Genomic DNA, 17684 nt, shown 5'->3' with positions numbered 1-17684 from the left:
TATGTGAACCGGTCAGGTTTGACGGGCGGCCGCCGGTGATGCGGCCTTCGCCGACGAGGCCTTCGTCGGCGAGGCCTGCTCGACGGGCTTGACGGTGGTATCCGGCGCGAACTGCGCGGCGTTGTCGACGATCACGCGCTCGCCGCCCGCGAGACCGCGCGTGATGCGCCAGTCGCGGCCGCTCATCCGGTCGGCGGCGACTTCGACGTCCTTCACCTTGCCGTTCTCGTCGACCACGCGCACCGATGTGCGATCGGCCGTGCGCAGCAGCGCATCGCGCGGCACGAGGATCGCGCGCTGGTCGACGGCCGCGTCGAGCGCGATCCGCACATACGCGCCCGGCAGCAGTTCGCGCTCGGGATTCGGGAACAGCGCGCGCATCGCGACGGTATCGGTGGTCGGATCGACCGCGAGATCGCTGAACAGCAGCTTGCCCTTCAGCGGATACGCGGTGCCGTCGGCGCGCAGCAGCGTCACCGTGACGTCGTGCTGCGCGATGCCCGTCGCGCGCCCGCTCTTCACCGCGCGGCGCAGTGCGTCGACGTCGGCCGCCGGCTGCGAGAAATTCACGTAGATCGGGTCGAGCTGCTCGACGGTCGTGAGCGGCGTCGCCTGGTCCTGGCCGACGAGCGCGCCTTCGGTCACGAGCGCGCGCCGGGCGCGGCCGGAAATCGGCGCGGTGACGGTCGCATAGTCGAGCTGCAGTTGCGCGCGGGCGAGCTCGGCCTGCGCGGACGCGACGTCGGCCTTCGCCTGCGTGTCGCCCGCGACGGCCTCGGTGTGATCGCGCTCGCTGACCGCGCGGTCGCGCACCAGGTCGTCGTAACGGCGGCGCTTGTCGCTCGCCGCGAGCGCGGCGGCCTGCGCCTTCGCGAGCGCCCCTCTCGCTGCGTCGCGCGCGGCCTTCAGCGGTGCGGGGTCGATGCGGAACAGCACCGCGCCCTGCTCCACTTCCTGGCCTTCCTCGTAAGTCCGCGCGGTGACGATGCCCGCGACCCGCGCGCGCACTTCCGCCTGCCGATATGCGTCGAGCCGGCCCGGCAATTCGACGGTCATCGGCACGGCCGTCGGACGCACCGTCACGACCGTCGCGTTCTGGATGGCCTCCGGCGCCTTGTCCCGTTCGCCCTTTCCGCAGCCGGTCGCGGCCAGCACGGCCGCGAGCGCGAACGACGCCAGCCGCAGGCGGCGCCCCAGGGAGCGTTTGTTATTCATGTGCTGACCTCGGATCGTTCGCCGCCGATACAATGCGGCGGCTCAGGGTGGCCGATTATAATCAGTCACGACTGATTAAATACAGGCGGTCGTCATCCGGCCGCCATACTGTCTCAATAAAACGACAGCGAACTGTAAGGAAATTCACGACATGGCCCGCAAGACCCGGGAAGAATCGCTCGCCATCAAGCACCGGATCCTCGACGCCGCCGAGCTCGTGCTGCTCGAAAAAGGCGTCGCGCAAACCGCGATGGCGGACCTCGCCGAGGCCGCCGGAATGTCGCGGGGCGCCGTGTACGGCCATTACCGCAACAAGATGGAAGTGTGTCTCGCGATGTGCGACCGCGCATTCGCGCGTACGTCGGAAGGGTTCGACGCGGTCGACAGCCTGCCCGCGTTCGCCACGCTGCGCCGCGCGGCATCGCATTACCTGCGGCAATGCGGCGAGCCGGGCGCGATGCAGCGCGTGCTCGTGATCCTCTATACGAAATGCGAGCAGAGCGAGGAGAACGGCGCGTTGCAGCGCCGCCGCATGCTGCTCGAGCTGCAGATGCTGCGCATCACCAAGGCGCTGCTGCGCCGCGCGATCGCGGCCGGCGAACTGGCCGCCGATCTCGACGTGCATCTCGCGGCCGTCCATCTCGTGTCGCTGCTCGAAGGCGTGTTCGCATCGATGATCTGGACCAACCGCTTGCGCGGCAATCTGTGGAACGACGCGGAAGCGATGCTCGACGCCGGCTTCGACGCGGTCAGGACATCCGCCGCGCTGCGCGTGCGCGCGCAAAAATTTCCTGTCTGACGAAAAGCCGCGCAATAAATGCTGATTTAACCCGATTTACCGCAGTGCGAAACGAATGAGCCGACCCTCTTTAAAATTTTTAACGTTTCGCGGAACATCGGTAGACTGACGCTGTCATCTTTCTTTAGCGTCTTCGTGATAAACCGGGTTCGACCCGGAAAGGTCACGCCGCCGTTCGAAGCGGGCCTGCCCGCGAGTTGGGTCGAACGGAAACGACACAGGCCCCTGGCGGGGCCTGTTTTGTTGCACGCCCGTCGCCCGCCCCGTCGTCACCCGACGGATCTGCCGCCGATGGTTCCCGCCCACACCTCTTTGAACCGCTTTTCCTGGATGTGGACACCTTTGGTCAAGCCTGCCGCAATTCCTGATGCTTTCGCGCCCGGGCGCGCGCAGCGCCTCGTGCGCGCGCTCGTGCCGGCCGCCGTGCTCGGCGCCCTCGCCGCCTTCGGTCTCGCCGCCGCGCTGCCGGCCGTCTCGCAACTGCCGGGCGCCGTCGACTCGGGCACGGCCGCGCTGCCGCAGCGCGTGCTGTCCGACACGCCGTTTCCCACCGCGCAGCATTTCGTGACGAGCGAACTCGCGCGCACGATCGGCGAGCGCAACGAACGCGACGAACGCCCCGACCGCAACCTGCAGCCGGGCCTGTTCGCGCCGCTCAGCGCGCACCGCAACGACATGCTCGGCTATACGAGCCTGTTCCAGCTCGCGCCGCCCGAGCAGCAGCACGGAATGCGCGCGGGCGACATCGAACTCACGCTGTCCGATACGCTGAACCGTCTCGACGTGCCGCCCGAAGTGCGCATCCAGCTCGGCGATCTCGTCACCGGCAAGGTCGCGCTGCGCGCTGGCGCGCAGCGCGGCGACTACTACCGCATCGCGTACGACACCAACAACGGCACGCCGCACCTCACCGCGCTCGAGCTGCGCGTCGCGGGCCGCACGTTCGGGGCGATCTGGTTCCGCGCGCCGGGCGCCGACCACGGCGCGTACTACACGCTCGACGGCGCGCCGCTCGAAGCGGCCGCGTTCACGATGCCGGTCAAGTGGACGCGCATCAGCTCGTTCTTCGGCGAGCGCGTCCACCCGCTGTCGCAGGCGATGGCATTCCATACCGGCGTCGACCTCGCCGCACCGTCCGGCACGCCCGTCAATGCGGCGGCCGACGGCATCGTGTCGTTCGTCGGAACCGATCCGGGCGGCTACGGCCACTACGTGATCGTCGATCACGCCGACGGTTATTCGACCTACTACGCGCATTTGTCCGCGTTCGCGCGCGGGCTGAAGACCGGCGAAACCGTCAAGCAGGGCCAGCGCATCGGCTCGGTCGGGATGACCGGCGCGGCCACCGGTCCGCACCTGCATTTCGAAGTGCGCGTCGCGAACGACCCGGTCGATCCGCTCGTCACGCTCGCGAGCGCGCAGACGGGGCTGTCCGACATGCAGCTCACCGCGTTCCGCCAGGAAGCGGCGCAATGGCGCTTCCGCCTCGCGTCGATCAGTACGACGCCGTTTGCATTCGCGCAGAGCGACGGCCCGCTGTGGGGCGATTTCGCGACCGGTCCGTCGACGCTGCGTTCGGTGTTCGATACGCACTACAGCGCGTCCTGACGCTGACGCGCTGAAGTGCTGAAGTTCTCAAGCACCGAAGTTCTGAAGCACCTTCACGCCCGTCGCCGCTCGCTCGGCGACGACGCGGCCCGCTGCGGATAGCCGCACGCTCTCACCTTCATCACCGGAAACGCGCCGCATGCATCGCACGCGGCGCGCACGCCGTCACCGCACCTGTTCCGTGCGTTCAGCCGCAGCCCGCGCGATGCGCTCCGCGCGAGGACGACGCGACAGCAACCAGCGCGCCGCACCGTCGAGCGACGTGCACAGCACCAGATAAATCGCCGCGACGAACAGGAAGATCGGCGCCGGATACACCATCAGCCGGTTGTTCACCTGCGTCGCGACGAACGACAGTTCCGGCACGCCGACGATATACGCGAGCGACGTGTCCTTCACGAGCGCGACCCACTGGTTGACGAACGACGGCGTCATGATCCGGATCGCCTGCGGCAGCAGCACGTAGCGCACGGTCTGCCAGCGCGTGAGCCCGAGCGACAGCCCCGCCTGCCACTGCCCGTCGCCGGCCGCGACGATGCCCGCATGCACCGCATGCGCGAGATACGCGCCGCCGATCAGCGCCAGCGCGCACACGACCGTCGCGAGCCCCGGCACGTCCATGTGCAGCAGCATCGGCATCAGGAAGTACGTCCAGAAGATCAGCATCAGCACCGGAATCGCGCGAAAGAAGCCGATGAACGCGAGCAGCAGCACGCGCAGCGGGCCGCGCGCGAGCGCCATCGCGACACCGAGCGCCACGCCCAGCACCGCCGATGCGATGGCCGACGCGATCGCCAGCACGAGCGACAGCGCGGCGCCGCCGAGCGGGCCATCCGGGAATGCGCCGACGAGCAGGTACGGCAGGTTGTCGAGCAGCAGCGAGAGATCCATCGTCAACGCCCCGCCCCGAGCCGGTCGCGCCATTGCGTGGCCGCGTAGGCACCGGCCTCGATCGCGGCCACCGCGGCGACGTACAGCACGGTCGCGACACCGAAGGCGGCAAAGGTCTTGAACGTCTCCGTCTCGACCTGCCGCGACGCGTACGACAGCTCGGCGACACCGATCGCCATCGCGAGCGACGAGTTCTTCACGAGATTCATGTATTGGCCGAACAACGGCGGCAGCGCGATGCGCACGGCCTGCGGCAGCACGACGTAGCGCAGCGACTGCATCGGCGTGAGGCCGAGCGCCGCGGCCGCATCATGCTGCGCACGGCGCACGCCGCGCAGCCCGGCTTCGCATTCCTCGGCGACGAACGCGGCCGTGTACGCGCTCAACCCGAACCAGCCCGCGACGAACTCGAACGACGGCCATGCGAGCGTGAACGGGCCCGCGCTCAGCTGATGGCGCGCGTTCAGCCATGCGACCCATGTGTCGGGCAGCAACGACGCGACGCCGAAATACCAGAACAGCAACTGCACGAGCAACGGCGTGTTGCGGAACGCGACGACATAGCCGGCCGCGAGCGTGCGCGGCGCCGTTCCGCGCGCATGCCGCATGACGGCGAGCAGCAGTCCGCCGACCGTCGCGGCGAGCGCCGACGCGGCCGCGAGGCCGAGCGTCAGCAGGAAGCCCTGCCAGAGCCAGGACAGATATTTGGGAGCCAAGCCGAGCATGGTGGTGCGGGCGCGAAGCAAGCGATCAGGAGAAACGAAAAACGCCGCGATCCCCGCGCACCGGCACGACCGATGGCGGAGCGCGGCGCGTCCTGCATGCGACTCAGGTCTTGTCGCCGATGCGGAAGATGCGCGTGAGCGGCGTCTTCGTCGTCGGACCGAACCACGCGTCGTAGATCTGGCCCGCGCGGCCATTCGCCTCGAGCCCCTTGAGCGTGTCGTTGACGAAGCCGAGCAGGCGCGTCTCGCCCTTCGGCACGCCGACGCCCATGTAGTCGTTGGAGATCGTGAATGCCGGGATCTCGTAGTTCTGCTTGTCGGGCACGTTCGCGAGCAGGCCGATCAGCTTCGGCCCGTCCTGCGTGATCGCCTGCACGTTGCCGGCGCGCAGCGCGGCGAATGCGAACGGCGTGTCGTCGTACGCGACGATCGTCGCCTTCGGGAATTTCTCGCGCAGCGTGATCTCGTTCGTCGTGCCCTTGTCCGCGCCGACGCGCAAGCCGTTCAGCTGGTCGGCCGATTTCAGCACGCCCTTCTTCGCGAGAAACTGCTGGCCCGACGAGAAATAAGGGATGCTGAAGTCGACCTGCTTCGCGCGCTCGTCGGTGATCGTGAAGTTCGCGAGCACCAGGTCGACCTTGCCGGAGGTCAGGAACGGAATGCGGTTCGCGGGATTGGTCGGCTGCAGCTGCAGCTTCACGCCGAGCTTGTCGGCCAGCGCCTTCGCATAGTCGACGTCGAGGCCGACGATGTGATTGCTCTTGCCGTCGACATAGCCGAACGGCGGATTGCTGTCGAAGGTCGCGACGCGCAGCACGCCGGCCTTCCTGATGTCGTCGAGGCGGTCCGCGTGCGCGACCGTGCCGGCCGCGACGAGTGCGGCCCCGACGAGCCACGTAGCGAGAGTGTGGAGTTTCATGAGCACGACCTGATTTGTTATGAAGGCCGGCGCGGATCGCGCGGCGGCCGGTTCGAGGAACATCGCGACGCTGTGTGTCGTCGCGAAGCCGCTAACGTATCAGCGCGTGCGGCGATTCCGAACCAACAAATGGTGCTTTGCTCTGCGGGTTTCGTGATGAGGCTTGCAGCGGCTGCATGCGGCGCATGCGCACAAAAAAACGCCCGCTGCACGCAGCGGGCGCGAATCCCAGTCAAGGAGGTGTCACACGAACTACGCGTTCAGAATAAGCGCATCGTCCGCTGCGGACAACGAAGCGATTCCGATATCGATATCGTGCGCCCCGCGATGAGCTTGCACGCGCCCATGCGAAAACGTCACGCATAAAAAAACGGCGCTCCGCCTGCATGGCGGAGCGCCGTCCCGTTGCACGTTGCCGGTCGATGCGGGCAGCCCGGCGGGCTGCCCTGCCGATCACGGTTCGTGACGCAGGTACCCTTCCTTGCTCGGATCGCGCATCCGCCACGACACGATCAGCGAGATCGCGCACAGCACCGTCACGTACCAGTAGAAGGTTTCCTCGCTGCCGATCGACTTGAACCACAGCGCGACGTACTCGGCCGAACCGCCGAAGATCGCGTTCGCGACCGCATACGACAGGCCGACGCCCATCGCGCGCACTTCCGGCGGGAACATCTCGGCCTTGATGAGGCCGCTGATCGACGTGTAGAAGCTGACGATCGCCAGCGCGATCGTGATCAGCACGAACGCGGCCGTCGGGCTCGTGACGGTCTTCAGCGCGTGCATCAGCGGCACCGTGCCGATCACCGCGAACGTGCCGAACAGGATCATCGACGTGCGGCGGCCGATCTTGTCGGACAGCGCGCCGAACACCGGCTGGATCAGCATGTAGACGAGCAGCGCGACGGTCATCACGTTGCTGGCCGTCTTCGCATGCATGCCGGCCGTATTCACGAGGTACTTCTGCATGTACGTCGTGAAGGTGTAGAAGATCAGCGAGCCGCCGGCCGTGAAGCCGACCACCGTGAAGAAGGCGCCCTTGTGCTGCCACACGCCGCGGATCGTGCCCGCGTCCTTCTTGTCACGCGATGCGCTCGTCGACGTCTCGTCGAGCGATTTGCGCAGGTACAGCGAGATCAGCGCGGCCGCCGCCCCGCAGACGAACGGAATGCGCCAGCCCCACGCCTTCAGCTCGTCGTTCGACAGCGCCTGCTGCAGGATCACGAGTACCAGCAGCGCGCACAGCTGGCCGCCGATCAGCGTCACGTACTGGAACGACGCGAAGAAACCGCGCCGCCCCTTCAGCGCGACTTCGCTCATGTAGGTTGCGCTCGTCCCGTATTCGCCGCCCACCGACAGCCCCTGGAACAGGCGCGCGACCAGCAGCAGCGCCGGCGCCAGCGCGCCGATCTGCGCATAGGTCGGCAGCACCGCGATCACGAGCGAGCCGCCGCACATCATCAGCACCGAGATCATCATCGCCGTGCGACGGCCGTGACGGTCGGCGATGCGGCCGAACAGCCAGCCGCCGATCGGACGCATCAGGAAGCCGGCCGCGAACACGCCGGCCGTGTTCAGCAGCTGCGTGGTCGTGTTGCCGCTCGGGAAGAACGCCGGTGCGAAGTACAGCGCGCAGAACGAGTAGATGTAGAAGTCGAACCACTCGACGAGGTTGCCCGACGAGGCGCCGACGATGGCGAACACGCGCCGCCGGGTGTCATGCGCGGACAGCGCAGCTTGGTCGGTCTGGACGTCCATGGGTTGGTCTGTTCCTTTTAGTGCTTTCTGGGCGAGACGGCTCGCGGGCCGTCGCGTACGGTCGCACGTGGCACCGGTTCCGGCGGCACGGCGCTACGGGATTTTAGCGAAATGTAAAGTAACGGGCTTTCCGGGTTCGTCCGGATGTAGAAAATTTTTCTCCCGGTACGCGTTCGTCATATGAAAACGCCAGCCCTCAGGCTGGCGTCCGATGCAAACTGCTCTCGGGCGATCGTCAGACGCGCACCTCCGGCGGCACGTAGCGGCACTCGTAGCGCTTGCGCACGGTCCCGGCCTCGTCGACGCTTTCCAGGAACACGTCGAACTGCCAGAGCCGCGCCATGTGCTTGAGCACTTCCTCGCTGTCGTTCGACAGATGGCGGTTGTCGGTCATGAAATGGCGCAGCGTGAGGCTGCGGTCGCCGCGCGTGTTCACGGCCCACACCTGGATGTTCGGCTCGCGGTGATGGATGTCGTACTGCCGCGACAACGCCTGCCGCACGTACTGGTAGCCGGACTCGTCGTGGATCGCCGACACCTCGAGCGAATCGCGCATGTCGTCGTCGAGCACCGAGAACAGCCGCATCTCGCGGATCAGGTTCGGCGACAGGTACTGCGCGATGAAGCTCTCGTCCTTGAAGTTGCGCATCGCGTAGTGCATCGCCGGCAGCCACGGGGTGCCCGCGATCTCCGGAAACCACTTGTAGTCCTCTTCCGTCGGCGCCTCGCAGATCCGGCGGATGTCGCTCATCATCGAGAAGCCGAGCGCATACGGGTTGATCCCGCTGTAGTACGGCTTCGTGACGGGCGGCTGGTAGACCACGTTGCTGTGCGAGTGCAGGAACTCCATCATGAAGCCGTCTTCCAGCTTGCCCTGGTTGTACAGCGTATTCAGCAGCGTGTAGTGCCAGAACGTCGCCCAGCCTTCGTTCATCACCTGCGTCTGCCGCTGCGGATAGAAGTACTGGCCGATCTTGCGCACGATGCGGATCACTTCCCGCTCCCACGGCTCGAGCAGCGGCGCGTTCTTCTCCGCGAAATACAGCAGGTTCTCCTGCGGCTCAGGCGGATAGCGGCCTTCCTGCTCCTCCATCTGCTCGGGCTTCTTGCCCGGCAGCGTGCGCCATAGCTCGTTGACCTGCGACTGCAGATACGCCTCGCGCTCGCGCCGCAGCGCGGCCTCCTTCGACAACGACGGCTTCTGCGGCCGCTTATAGCGGTCGACGCCGTAGTTCATCAGCGCATGGCACGAATCGAGCAGTTCCTCGACGCGATCGAGGCCGTAGCGCTCCTCGCATTCGGCGACGTAGTTCTTCGCGTACACGAGATAGTCGATGATCGCGTGCGCGTCGGTCCACAGCCGGAACAGGTAGTTGCCCTTGAAGAAGGAGTTGTGCCCGTACGCCGCGTGCGCGATGACGAGCGCCTGCATCGTCATCGTGTTCTCTTCCATCAGATACGCGATGCAGGGATTCGAGTTGATGACGATTTCGTACGCGAGGCCCATCTGGCCGCGGCGATAGCTTTTCTCGGTCGCGAGGAAGTGCTTGCCGAACGACCAGTGGCGATAGTTGACCGGCATCCCGACCGACGCGTACGCATCCATCATCTGCTCGGCGCTGATCAGCTCGAGCTGGATCGGATAGATGTCGAGCTCGTACTGCTCGGCGACCTGCGAGATGTGCGTGTCGTATTCCTCGAGCAGCTCGAACGTCCAGTCGGACGGGCACGGCAGCGGCTTGCGTTCGGCAACGTTCATACGCGCTTCCTTCTGCCCGGCACCGGGCAAGTCGGCGGCCGGCGCCGCCGGTTCGGTCCGGCCGCTTTGCTGCGATGCGGCAGGGCCGGCCGTGTCGTCGCCGGAAGGGCGCGGCGCGTAGCCGCGCGACTCGTTGTGCAGATGGCGGGTCGTCATGACATTTCCACCTGCTTTTCGAACAATTCGCGAAACACCGGGTAAATATCGGCAGCCGATTCGACTTTCTTCATCGCGAGGTGCGGTTGCGACAGCGCCAGCTGTGCGTACTCCAGCCACAGGTTCTGCTCTTCCGGGGCGACCTGGATATACGCGAAGTAACGCGTCTTGGTGAGGATATCCTCTTCCAGGATTTTGCGACACTTCGGCGAATCGTCAGTCCAGTTGTCGCCGTCGGACGCCTGCGCGCCGTAGATGTTCCACTCGGTCGGCGAGTAGCGCTCGTTCATCACCTTGCGCATCAGTTCGAGCGCGCTCGACACGACGGTGCCGCCGCTTTCGGTCGAATGGAAGAAGGTGTCCTCGTCGACCTCCTCGGCGCGCGTGTGGTGACGGATGAACACGACCTCGATGCGCTCGTAGTTGCGCTTCAGGAACAGGTACAGCAGGATGAAGAAGCGTTTCGCGAGATCCTTGCGCTGCTCGTCCATCGAGCCCGACACGTCCATCAGGCAGAACATCACGGCCTGGCTCGACGGTTGCGGCTGCTTCACGCGGTTGATGTAGCGCAGGTCGAACGGATCGATGAACGGGATCCGCCAGATGCGCCCCTTCAGATGATGGATCTCGGCCTCGAGCGTCGCGATATCCTCGCGACGGTCTTCCGGATCGAGCTTCATCACCTCGAGCCGCGCTTCGAGTTCGCGCAGCTCGTTGACGAGCGGCGAACCGAGCGCGATGCGTCGCCCGAGCGCGCTGCGCAGCGAGCGCACGACGTCGATGTTGTTCGGCGTGCCTTCCGCCGACCAGCCCGCGCGCACGTTCTTCCAGCTCGGCACCGTCAGCAGGTGCGTCTTCACGAGGCGCGGCAGTTCGAGGTCGTCGAAGAAGTACTGCATGAATTCGTCGCGGGACAGCTCGAACACGAAGTCGTCCTGCCCTTCGCCTTCGTTGCTCGCCTGACTGCCGCCGCCGCCCGAGCCGCCCTGCGGACGCGGAATCTTGTCGCCGCGCACGTAGTCCTCGTTGCCCGGGTGCACGTATTCGCGACGCCCGCCCGGCGCGTGCCGGAAATTCGGCTCGGCGATGTCCTTGCGCGGAATCGTGATGCTTTGCGTGCTCTGGATATCCTTGATGCTACGGTCGCGCACCGCGTCGGACACGGCACGACGAATGTAGTTCTTGACGCGACGCAGAAAGCGTTCGCGGTTGGCGATGCTCTTGTTCTTGCCGGCCAGCCTGCGGTCGATGATTTGATGAAGCACTCCCGGTCTCCCGCTCGAAAGTCGATCTGCCGGGGCACTCGCCGCGCATGCCGTCTGCCGTCATGCGGGCGGCGCCTCTGAAAGCGCCCGTACGGACTCGCCGCACGGGCGCGGTACCGCGCGCGTCATGACGACTTGCGCACGCGCAGGTACCAGTCGCAAAGCAGCCTCACCTGCTTCGGCGTATAGCCCTTCGCGACCATCCGGTTCACAAAGTCCTCATGCTTGCGCTGCTCCTCCGCCGAACCCTTGGCGTTGAACGAAATCACCGGCAACAGTTCCTCGGTATTCGAGAACATCTTCTTCTCGATCACGACGCGCAACTTCTCGTAGCTCGTCCACACGGGGTTCTTCCCGGCGTTCGCCGCCCGTGCACGCAACACGAAGTTCACGATCTCGTTGCGGAAATCCTTCGGATTGCTGATCCCGGCCGGCTTCTCGATCTTCTCCAGCTCCGCATTCAGCGCGGCGCGGTCGAAGCTCTCGCCCGTGTCGTGATCGCGGAATTCCTGGTCCTGGATCCAGAAGTCCGCATACGTGACGTAGCGGTCGAAGATGTTCTGCCCGTACTCCGAATACGACTCGAGGTAAGCCGTCTGGATCTCCTTGCCGATGAACTCCGCGTAGCGCGACGCGAGTACGTCCTTCACGAACGACAGGTACTTCTGCTCGGTCTCCGGCGGGAACTGCTCGCGTTCGATCTGCTGTTCGAGCACGTACATCAGGTGCACGGGGTTGGCCGCGACCTCACTCGAGTCGAAGTTGAACACGCGCGACAGGATCTTGAACGCGAAGCGCGTCGACACGCCGGTCATCCCTTCGTCCACGCCCGCATAGTCGCGATACTCCTGGTACGACTTCGCTTTCGGATCGGTGTCCTTCAGGTTTTCGCCGTCGTACACCTGCATCTTCGAGAACAGGCTCGAATTCTCCGGCTCATGCAGGCGCGACAGCACCGAGAACTGCGACATCATCTTCAGCGTGCCCGGCGCGCACACGGCCTCGGCCAGCGACGAGTTGCGAATCAGCTTCTCGTAGATCTTGATCTCTTCCGACACGCGCAGGCAATACGGCACCTTCACGACGAAGATCCGGTCGAGCAGTGCCTCGTTGTTGCGGTTGTTGCGGAAGGCCTTCCACTCCGACTCGTTCGAGTGCGCGAGGATCACGCCGTCGAACGGAATCGCGCCGAATCCTTCGGTGCCCTTGAAGTTGCCTTCCTGCGTCGCGGTCAGCAACGGGTGCAGCACCTTGATCGGCGCCTTGAACATTTCGACGAATTCGAGCAGGCCCTGGTTCGCCAGGCACAGGCCGCCCGAGTAGCTGTACGCATCGGCGTCGTCCTGCGCGTACTGTTCAAGCTTGCGGATGTCGACCTTGCCGACGAGCGACGAGATGTCCTGGTTGTTCTCGTCGCCAGGTTCCGTCTTCGCGATGCCGATCTGCCGCAGGATCGACGGAAAGCGGCGTACCACGCGGAACTGGCGGATATCGCCGTTGTATTCGTGCAGGCGCTTGACGGCCCACGGACTCAGGATGCTCTTCAGGTAGCGGCGCGGAATGCCGTACTGCTCTTCGAGGATCGGGCCGTCTTCGTCGTAGTCGAACAGCCCGAGCGGCGATTCGTTGACGGGCGAACCCTTCAGCGCATAGAACGGCACACGCTCCATCAGCTGCTTCAGCCGCTCGGCGATCGACGACTTGCCGCCGCCCACCGGGCCGAGCAGGTAGAGAATCTGCTTCTTCTCTTCGAGCCCTTGCGCAGCGTGGCGGAAGTACGCGACCACCTGCTCGATCACTTCCTCCATTCCGTAGAATTCGCGGAACGCGGGATAGACCTTGATAACCTTGTTCGCGAAGATCCGCGACAGGCGCGGGTCGATGCGGGTATCGATTTGTTCGGGTTCCCCGATTGCAGCCAGCATGCGTTCGCCAGCCGTGGCGTACGCTGACGGATCGTTCTTGCAGAGCGCGAGGTACTCCTCCAGCGAGAACTCTTCCTCTCGCGTTTTTTCGAAGCGGTTCGCGAAGCTGCTGTAAATATCCATGCTACCTCCCTCGCCTGAGTCTGAAGACGTGCCTGCCTTCTATGACTGCGCAGAAGCAAGCGCGTTCGAATTCATCCTAAACCCTTTCTTATTTTTTTTCACGAACTCTTCGTATGAAGTTCGTCATTCTCGACAACACCGCTTGGACAACGCATTTCGACGCTTTACAATCGATCTCCCGTGTCGCGGAAACGGCATCCGCGACGTCTCGTCGAGCATCGGAACGTCTCGTGCGTTGGACACCTCCGTCGTCGTCGCGGCACCCTTCACTCCCCCTTCATCCCTAGACGTTCGAGCGGCCGTTTACGACGACACGCTGCGCGCGCCGTTACAAATTTTTTTCGCATCGTCCGGAGATACCCGTAGTGCGGATGCGAACACGCAGCGCGCGGCGACGCACGAACTTTCACGTGCGCTGTCACATTCCATCGGTCGAAACGACGACGCCCGCATGTCGCGGGCGTCGTGTGCTGCCAAATGGGGAGAGATACGGGGAAAGATACCGGGGAGCGTTACCGCGAAAAGATGCGCGTCACGCGCGAATCAGAACGTTTCCCAGTCGTCGGCGCCGGCAGCCACCGGAGCGGGCGCGGCGGCCGCGGCAGCCGGCTTGCGCGCCGGCGCGGCGCGCTTCGGCGCTGCATCACGATCGTTGCGCGCCACGGCCGGCGCGGGCGGCGAAACCGGCACCGCAGCCGCTGCGGGCACCGCGCGCGGCGCCTGACGTGCGGCGGCAGCGGTCGCCGGCTGCGCCGCGTCGTCGTCGATCCGGAACACCGACGCCGTCTCGCGCAGGCGCGCGGCCTGTTCGTCGAGCGATTGCGCGGCGGCCGCCGCTTCCTCGACGAGCGCGGCGTTCTGCTGGGTGACCTCGTCCATCTGCGCGACCGCGCGCGCGACCTGGTCGATGCCGCCGCTCTGTTCCTCGGACGCCGCCGCGATCTCGCCCATGATGTCGGTCACGCGCTGCACCGCACCGATCACGTCGCTCATCGTGCGGCCGGCTTCGTCGACCAGCGTCGACCCCGTCCGGATGCGCTCCACCGACGCGTCGATCAGCATCTTGATCTCCTTGGCCGCGCTCGACGAACGCTGCGCAAGACTGCGCACCTCGCCCGCGACGACCGCGAAGCCGCGGCCTTCCTCGCCGGCGCGCGCGGCTTCGACCGCCGCGTTCAGCGCCAGGATGTTGGTCTGGAACGCGATTCCCTCGATGATTGCGATGATGTCCGCGATCTTCGCGGAGCTGTCGTTGATCTCGCCCATCGTGCCGACCACCTGGCCGACTACCGTATTGCCCTTGTTTGCAATCTCCGACGCGTTCGCTGCCAGCGAGCTTGCCTGCCGCGCATTGTCCGCGTTCTGCTTCACGGTGCCGGTCAGCTGTTCCATGCTCGATGCGGTTTCCTGCAGCGCGGACGCCTGCTCTTCCGTGCGCGACGACAGGTCGATGTTGCCGGCGGCGATCTGGCGCGCCGCGGTCGCGATCGACTCGCTGCCGCCGCGCACGGTGCGCACCGTGTCGACGAGGCCGCGCTGCATCCTCGCGAGACCGTCCAGGAGCTGGCCCATTTCGTCGCGCCGATGCACGACGATCGAGCGGCGCAGGTCGCCCGCGGCGATCGCGTCGAAATGCGCGAGCGCGTCCGCGAGCGGACGGCCGATCGCGCGGCTGAGCGTCAGCCAGGAAAACGCGGCGGCAACCAGACCGGCCGCCAGCAGGACGATCGACAGCACGCGCAGCGTCTCGTACAACGATTCCGCGCGGTCGAAGCCGGCCTGCCCGTCGGTGAACTGGAAATTGCGCAGTGCTTCGCCCGCAACAGAGAGCTCGTTATAAAGCGTCGAGAGCTGCTTGGCGCCCTCGCCGATCCGGTCGTGGTCGCCCGCCGCGACCAGCCCTCCGAACGCGTCGCAACTGCGCTGCAGCGCCTGCCGCTTCGCGGCGACGTCCTGCGCGAGCCGGTCTTCCTCCGGGCCGCGCGGCAGTGCAAGGTATTTTTGCCACCACGCGTCGGACTGCGTGCGCATCGCGCGGCTGCGTTCCACGGCCGCAGCCGAGTCGGGCGTGCCCGCCAGCAGCGCGGCGCGATCGAGCGCCAGGCGCTCGCGCGCCGCGTACATTTCGGCAACGGCCACGTCGACCGCGCTCGGCATCTGGTTCGTGAAAATCTCGCGCGTCGCATCGTTCGAGCGCGTCATCCCGTACACGCCGAGCACGCCAATCACGCCCAGCAGTACCGCGAGAAACGCCATCGTCAAACCGATGCGCGCACGTATCGTCAGGTTTCCGATCACCATCATTCTTCCTGTATTGCGTCGTCGTGAACGGGCAAGGCCCGTTTTTCGAAACAGTGTTTCGCCCAGGTGTATTTACGACCGGATGTTGCGCAGCTTGATGGTATTCACATCAATTTTTTCAGCAATTCACCAGTTCATTACAGATTCCCGAATAATGGGGGCGAAGCATCGCCGGCCCGCTTCGCGAACGCCCGCGGCAAGCAATCGAGGTCAGGCAAGTGGGGAAGGATGGCCGGCCGCCTGCTGTCGCACGCGCCGGCCGGGATGCGCGATCGGGCCCTATTCGGCCAGTTCGGCGAGCGTGGGAATCGACGGCTGCGCGCCTGCGCGCGTGACCGACAGCGCCGCCGCGCGTTGCGCGAAGCGGATGGCGGCATCGACGTCCGCGCCGGCCGCGAGCCGTGCGGCGAAACCGCCGATGAAGGTGTCACCCGCCGCGGTCGTGTCGACCGCCTTGACGACGGGGGCCGGATAGTGGCGCGCCGCGCCGTCGGCCGTCAGCGCGAACACGCCGCGCGCGCCAAGCGTGATCAGCACATTGCGCGCGCCGGCTGCCCGCAACGCACGCGCCGCGGCTTCCGCCTCGGCCGGATTGCGCACCGGCAGCCCGGTCAGCGCGGCCGCCTCGACTTCGTTCGGGATCAGGTAATCGACCAGCGGCAACCAGCCGTCCGGCAGCGGCGCGACGGCAGGCGCCGGATTGAGCACCACGGTGCGGCCGAGCCGCCGCCCGGCCGACAGCGCAGCGAACACGGCGTCCGGCGGCGTCTCGAGCTGGCAGATCAGCACGTCGGTCGCGGCCAGCGCCGCCTCGTGCCGCGCCACCGTATCCGTCGTGACTTCGCCGTTGCCGCCCGCGACGATCACGATCGTGTTCTGGCTGGCGTCGTCGACGACGATCAATGCGACGCCGGTCGACGCCGTCTTGCTCGTCGCGAGCCGCGAACAGTCGATGCCTTCGGTCTCGAGGCCGGCCCGCAGCGTGCTGCCGTGCGCATCCGCGCCGACGCAGCCGATCATCGCGACCTGCGCGCCGAGCCGTGCGGCCGCGACGGCCTGGTTGCCGCCCTTGCCCCCCGCGGCCTGCGCATACGCGTGACCGGCGAGCGTTTCGCCCGGCAATGGCAGCCGCGACGCCCGTACGACGAGATCCATGTTGAGGCTGCCGACCACCGTCACGCGGCCGGCGCCTGCCGCACGCGCCGTCATGGGCGAGCACCCGGCGCGGCCGGCTCGCGGTAGACCGCCGTCGATTCGCGCAGCACCAGGCGCGGCGACACGACACGACGACGGCTCGGCGCGGCCGTCGAGCCGCCGCCGATCCGCTCGATCAGCGTCTGCGCGGCCATTTCGCCGAGGGCGCGCACCGACTGGCCGACCGTCGACAGCGCCGGATAGGTATAACGGGAGAATTCGATGTCGTCGAAGCCGATGATCGAGCAGTCGTCCGGCACGCGCATGCCGCGCTCGGCCGCCGCGCGCAGCGCGCCGACGCCCATCAGGTCGTTGCCCGCGAAAATCGCGCTCGGGTGCACCGACTCGAACAGCCGCGATGCCGCGTGATAGCCGCCCAGGCACGAAAAATCGCTTTCCGCGATCGCGCCCGGCACGATGTCGATCCCGCGCTCGGCCATCGCGCGGATGAAGCCGTGCACGCGCATCGCGCTGACGGCCGTGTCGGTCGGCCCGGTGATGCAGCCGATCTTCGCGTGCCCGAGTTCGAGCAGATGACGCGTCGCCAGGTAGGCGCCGCGTTCGTGGTCGATCTGCACGAGATCGGCCGCGAGCCCCTCGATGTTGCGGTCGACGACGACGAGCGGCGCATGCGCGTCGGCGAGCGTCTGCGCGAGCACCGCGTCCTCGCCGGCCGACGCGACGATTAGCCCGTCGATGCGCTTTTCCTGCAGCACGCGCAGGTAGTTGCGCTGCTTCACGGGATCGTCGTCCGAGTTGCAGAAGAACACGCAATAGCCGTTGGCCGCGCACTGGTCCTCGATGCCGCGCGCAAGCTCCGCGAAGTACGGATTCGTGCTGTTCGGCACGACGAGGCCGATGGTCGCCGTCGAGCGCGCCTTCAGCGAGCGCGCCACGGCCGATGGCACGTAGTTCAGCTCGCGGATCGCGCCTTCGACCTTCGCACGCACATCCGCGGACACCGGCCGCGAATTGTTCACCACGTGCGAGACGGTCGTAAACGACACGCCCGCCATGGCCGCCACATCCTTGATCGTCGCCATTTC

Annotated in this window: 13 protein-coding genes; 2 read left to right on the top strand and 11 right to left on the bottom strand. The window is 66.2% G+C overall.

Annotated features, from left to right (window positions below; genetic code table 11):
- Positions 1–12: 12 nt before the first annotated feature.
- The gene (locus DIE17_RS04290; RefSeq protein ID WP_124573115.1) at positions 13–1215 is read right to left on the bottom strand and encodes a MexX/AxyX family multidrug efflux RND transporter periplasmic adaptor subunit; all 1203 of its coding nucleotides are present in this window, start codon (positions 1213–1215) and stop codon (positions 13–15) included.
- 151 nt (positions 1216–1366) lie between these two features.
- On the opposite strand from DIE17_RS04290, the gene DIE17_RS04285 reads away from it, so the two are divergent.
- Entirely contained in the window at positions 1367–2014 is a 648-nt protein-coding gene (locus DIE17_RS04285) for a TetR family transcriptional regulator (RefSeq protein WP_124485531.1), read from the top strand.
- Between the two features lie 330 nt (positions 2015–2344).
- The gene (locus DIE17_RS04280) at positions 2345–3622 is read left to right on the top strand and encodes a M23 family metallopeptidase (RefSeq protein ID WP_124485532.1); all 1278 of its coding nucleotides are present in this window, start codon (positions 2345–2347) and stop codon (positions 3620–3622) included.
- Positions 3623–3787: 165 nt separating this feature from the next.
- On the opposite strand, the gene DIE17_RS04275 is transcribed toward DIE17_RS04280, so the two are convergent.
- The 10 genes from DIE17_RS04275 to DIE17_RS04225 form a co-directional block, all read right to left on the bottom strand.
- The gene (locus tag DIE17_RS04275; protein ID WP_124485533.1) at positions 3788–4513 is read right to left on the bottom strand and encodes an amino acid ABC transporter permease; all 726 of its coding nucleotides are present in this window, start codon (positions 4511–4513) and stop codon (positions 3788–3790) included.
- A gap of 2 nt (positions 4514–4515) precedes the next feature.
- Complete coding sequence (locus tag DIE17_RS04270; RefSeq protein WP_124522206.1) at positions 4516–5238, bottom strand: amino acid ABC transporter permease; 723 nt, start codon at positions 5236–5238, stop codon at positions 4516–4518.
- A gap of 103 nt (positions 5239–5341) precedes the next feature.
- The gene (locus DIE17_RS04265) at positions 5342–6157 is read right to left on the bottom strand and encodes an ABC transporter substrate-binding protein (RefSeq protein ID WP_124522207.1); all 816 of its coding nucleotides are present in this window, start codon (positions 6155–6157) and stop codon (positions 5342–5344) included.
- A 453-nt stretch (positions 6158–6610) separates the two neighbouring features.
- On the bottom strand, positions 6611–7915 hold the full coding sequence (locus DIE17_RS04260) for an MFS family transporter (protein ID WP_124485536.1): 1305 nt from the start codon (positions 7913–7915) through the stop codon (positions 6611–6613).
- A gap of 235 nt (positions 7916–8150) precedes the next feature.
- The gene (locus DIE17_RS04255; RefSeq protein WP_044843597.1) at positions 8151–9830 is read right to left on the bottom strand and encodes a SpoVR family protein; all 1680 of its coding nucleotides are present in this window, start codon (positions 9828–9830) and stop codon (positions 8151–8153) included.
- Positions 9827–11095: a YeaH/YhbH family protein gene (locus tag DIE17_RS04250; RefSeq protein WP_044843598.1), complete on the bottom strand. Its 1269-nt coding sequence runs from the start codon at positions 11093–11095 to the stop codon at positions 9827–9829. The genes DIE17_RS04255 and DIE17_RS04250 overlap by 4 nt, the downstream gene beginning before the upstream one ends.
- Before the next feature lie 125 nt (positions 11096–11220).
- Positions 11221–13143 carry a PrkA family serine protein kinase gene (locus tag DIE17_RS04245; RefSeq protein ID WP_044843599.1) on the bottom strand — a complete coding sequence of 641 codons (1923 nt, stop codon included), beginning with the start codon at positions 13141–13143 and terminating at the stop codon, positions 11221–11223.
- A gap of 543 nt (positions 13144–13686) precedes the next feature.
- Complete coding sequence (locus DIE17_RS04235; RefSeq protein ID WP_124522273.1) at positions 13687–15444, bottom strand: methyl-accepting chemotaxis protein; 1758 nt, start codon at positions 15442–15444, stop codon at positions 13687–13689.
- 279 nt (positions 15445–15723) lie between these two features.
- A complete protein-coding gene (rbsK, locus tag DIE17_RS04230; protein ID WP_124522209.1) occupies positions 15724–16653 on the bottom strand; it encodes a ribokinase in 930 nt (309 codons plus the stop codon).
- Positions 16650–17681, bottom strand: coding sequence for a LacI family DNA-binding transcriptional regulator (locus DIE17_RS04225; protein ID WP_044843601.1), 1032 nt, complete (start codon positions 17679–17681; stop codon positions 16650–16652). The genes rbsK and DIE17_RS04225 overlap by 4 nt, the downstream gene beginning before the upstream one ends.
- Between the last annotated feature and the right edge of the window lie 3 nt (positions 17682–17684).

The sequence above is a fragment of the Burkholderia sp. Bp9099 genome, from assembly GCF_003857805.1.
In the GTDB taxonomy this organism is placed as follows: domain Bacteria; phylum Pseudomonadota; class Gammaproteobacteria; order Burkholderiales; family Burkholderiaceae; genus Burkholderia.
The sequence above is the reverse complement of the archived record's forward strand: the minus strand, read 5'-3'. Positions and strand labels throughout refer to the sequence as shown.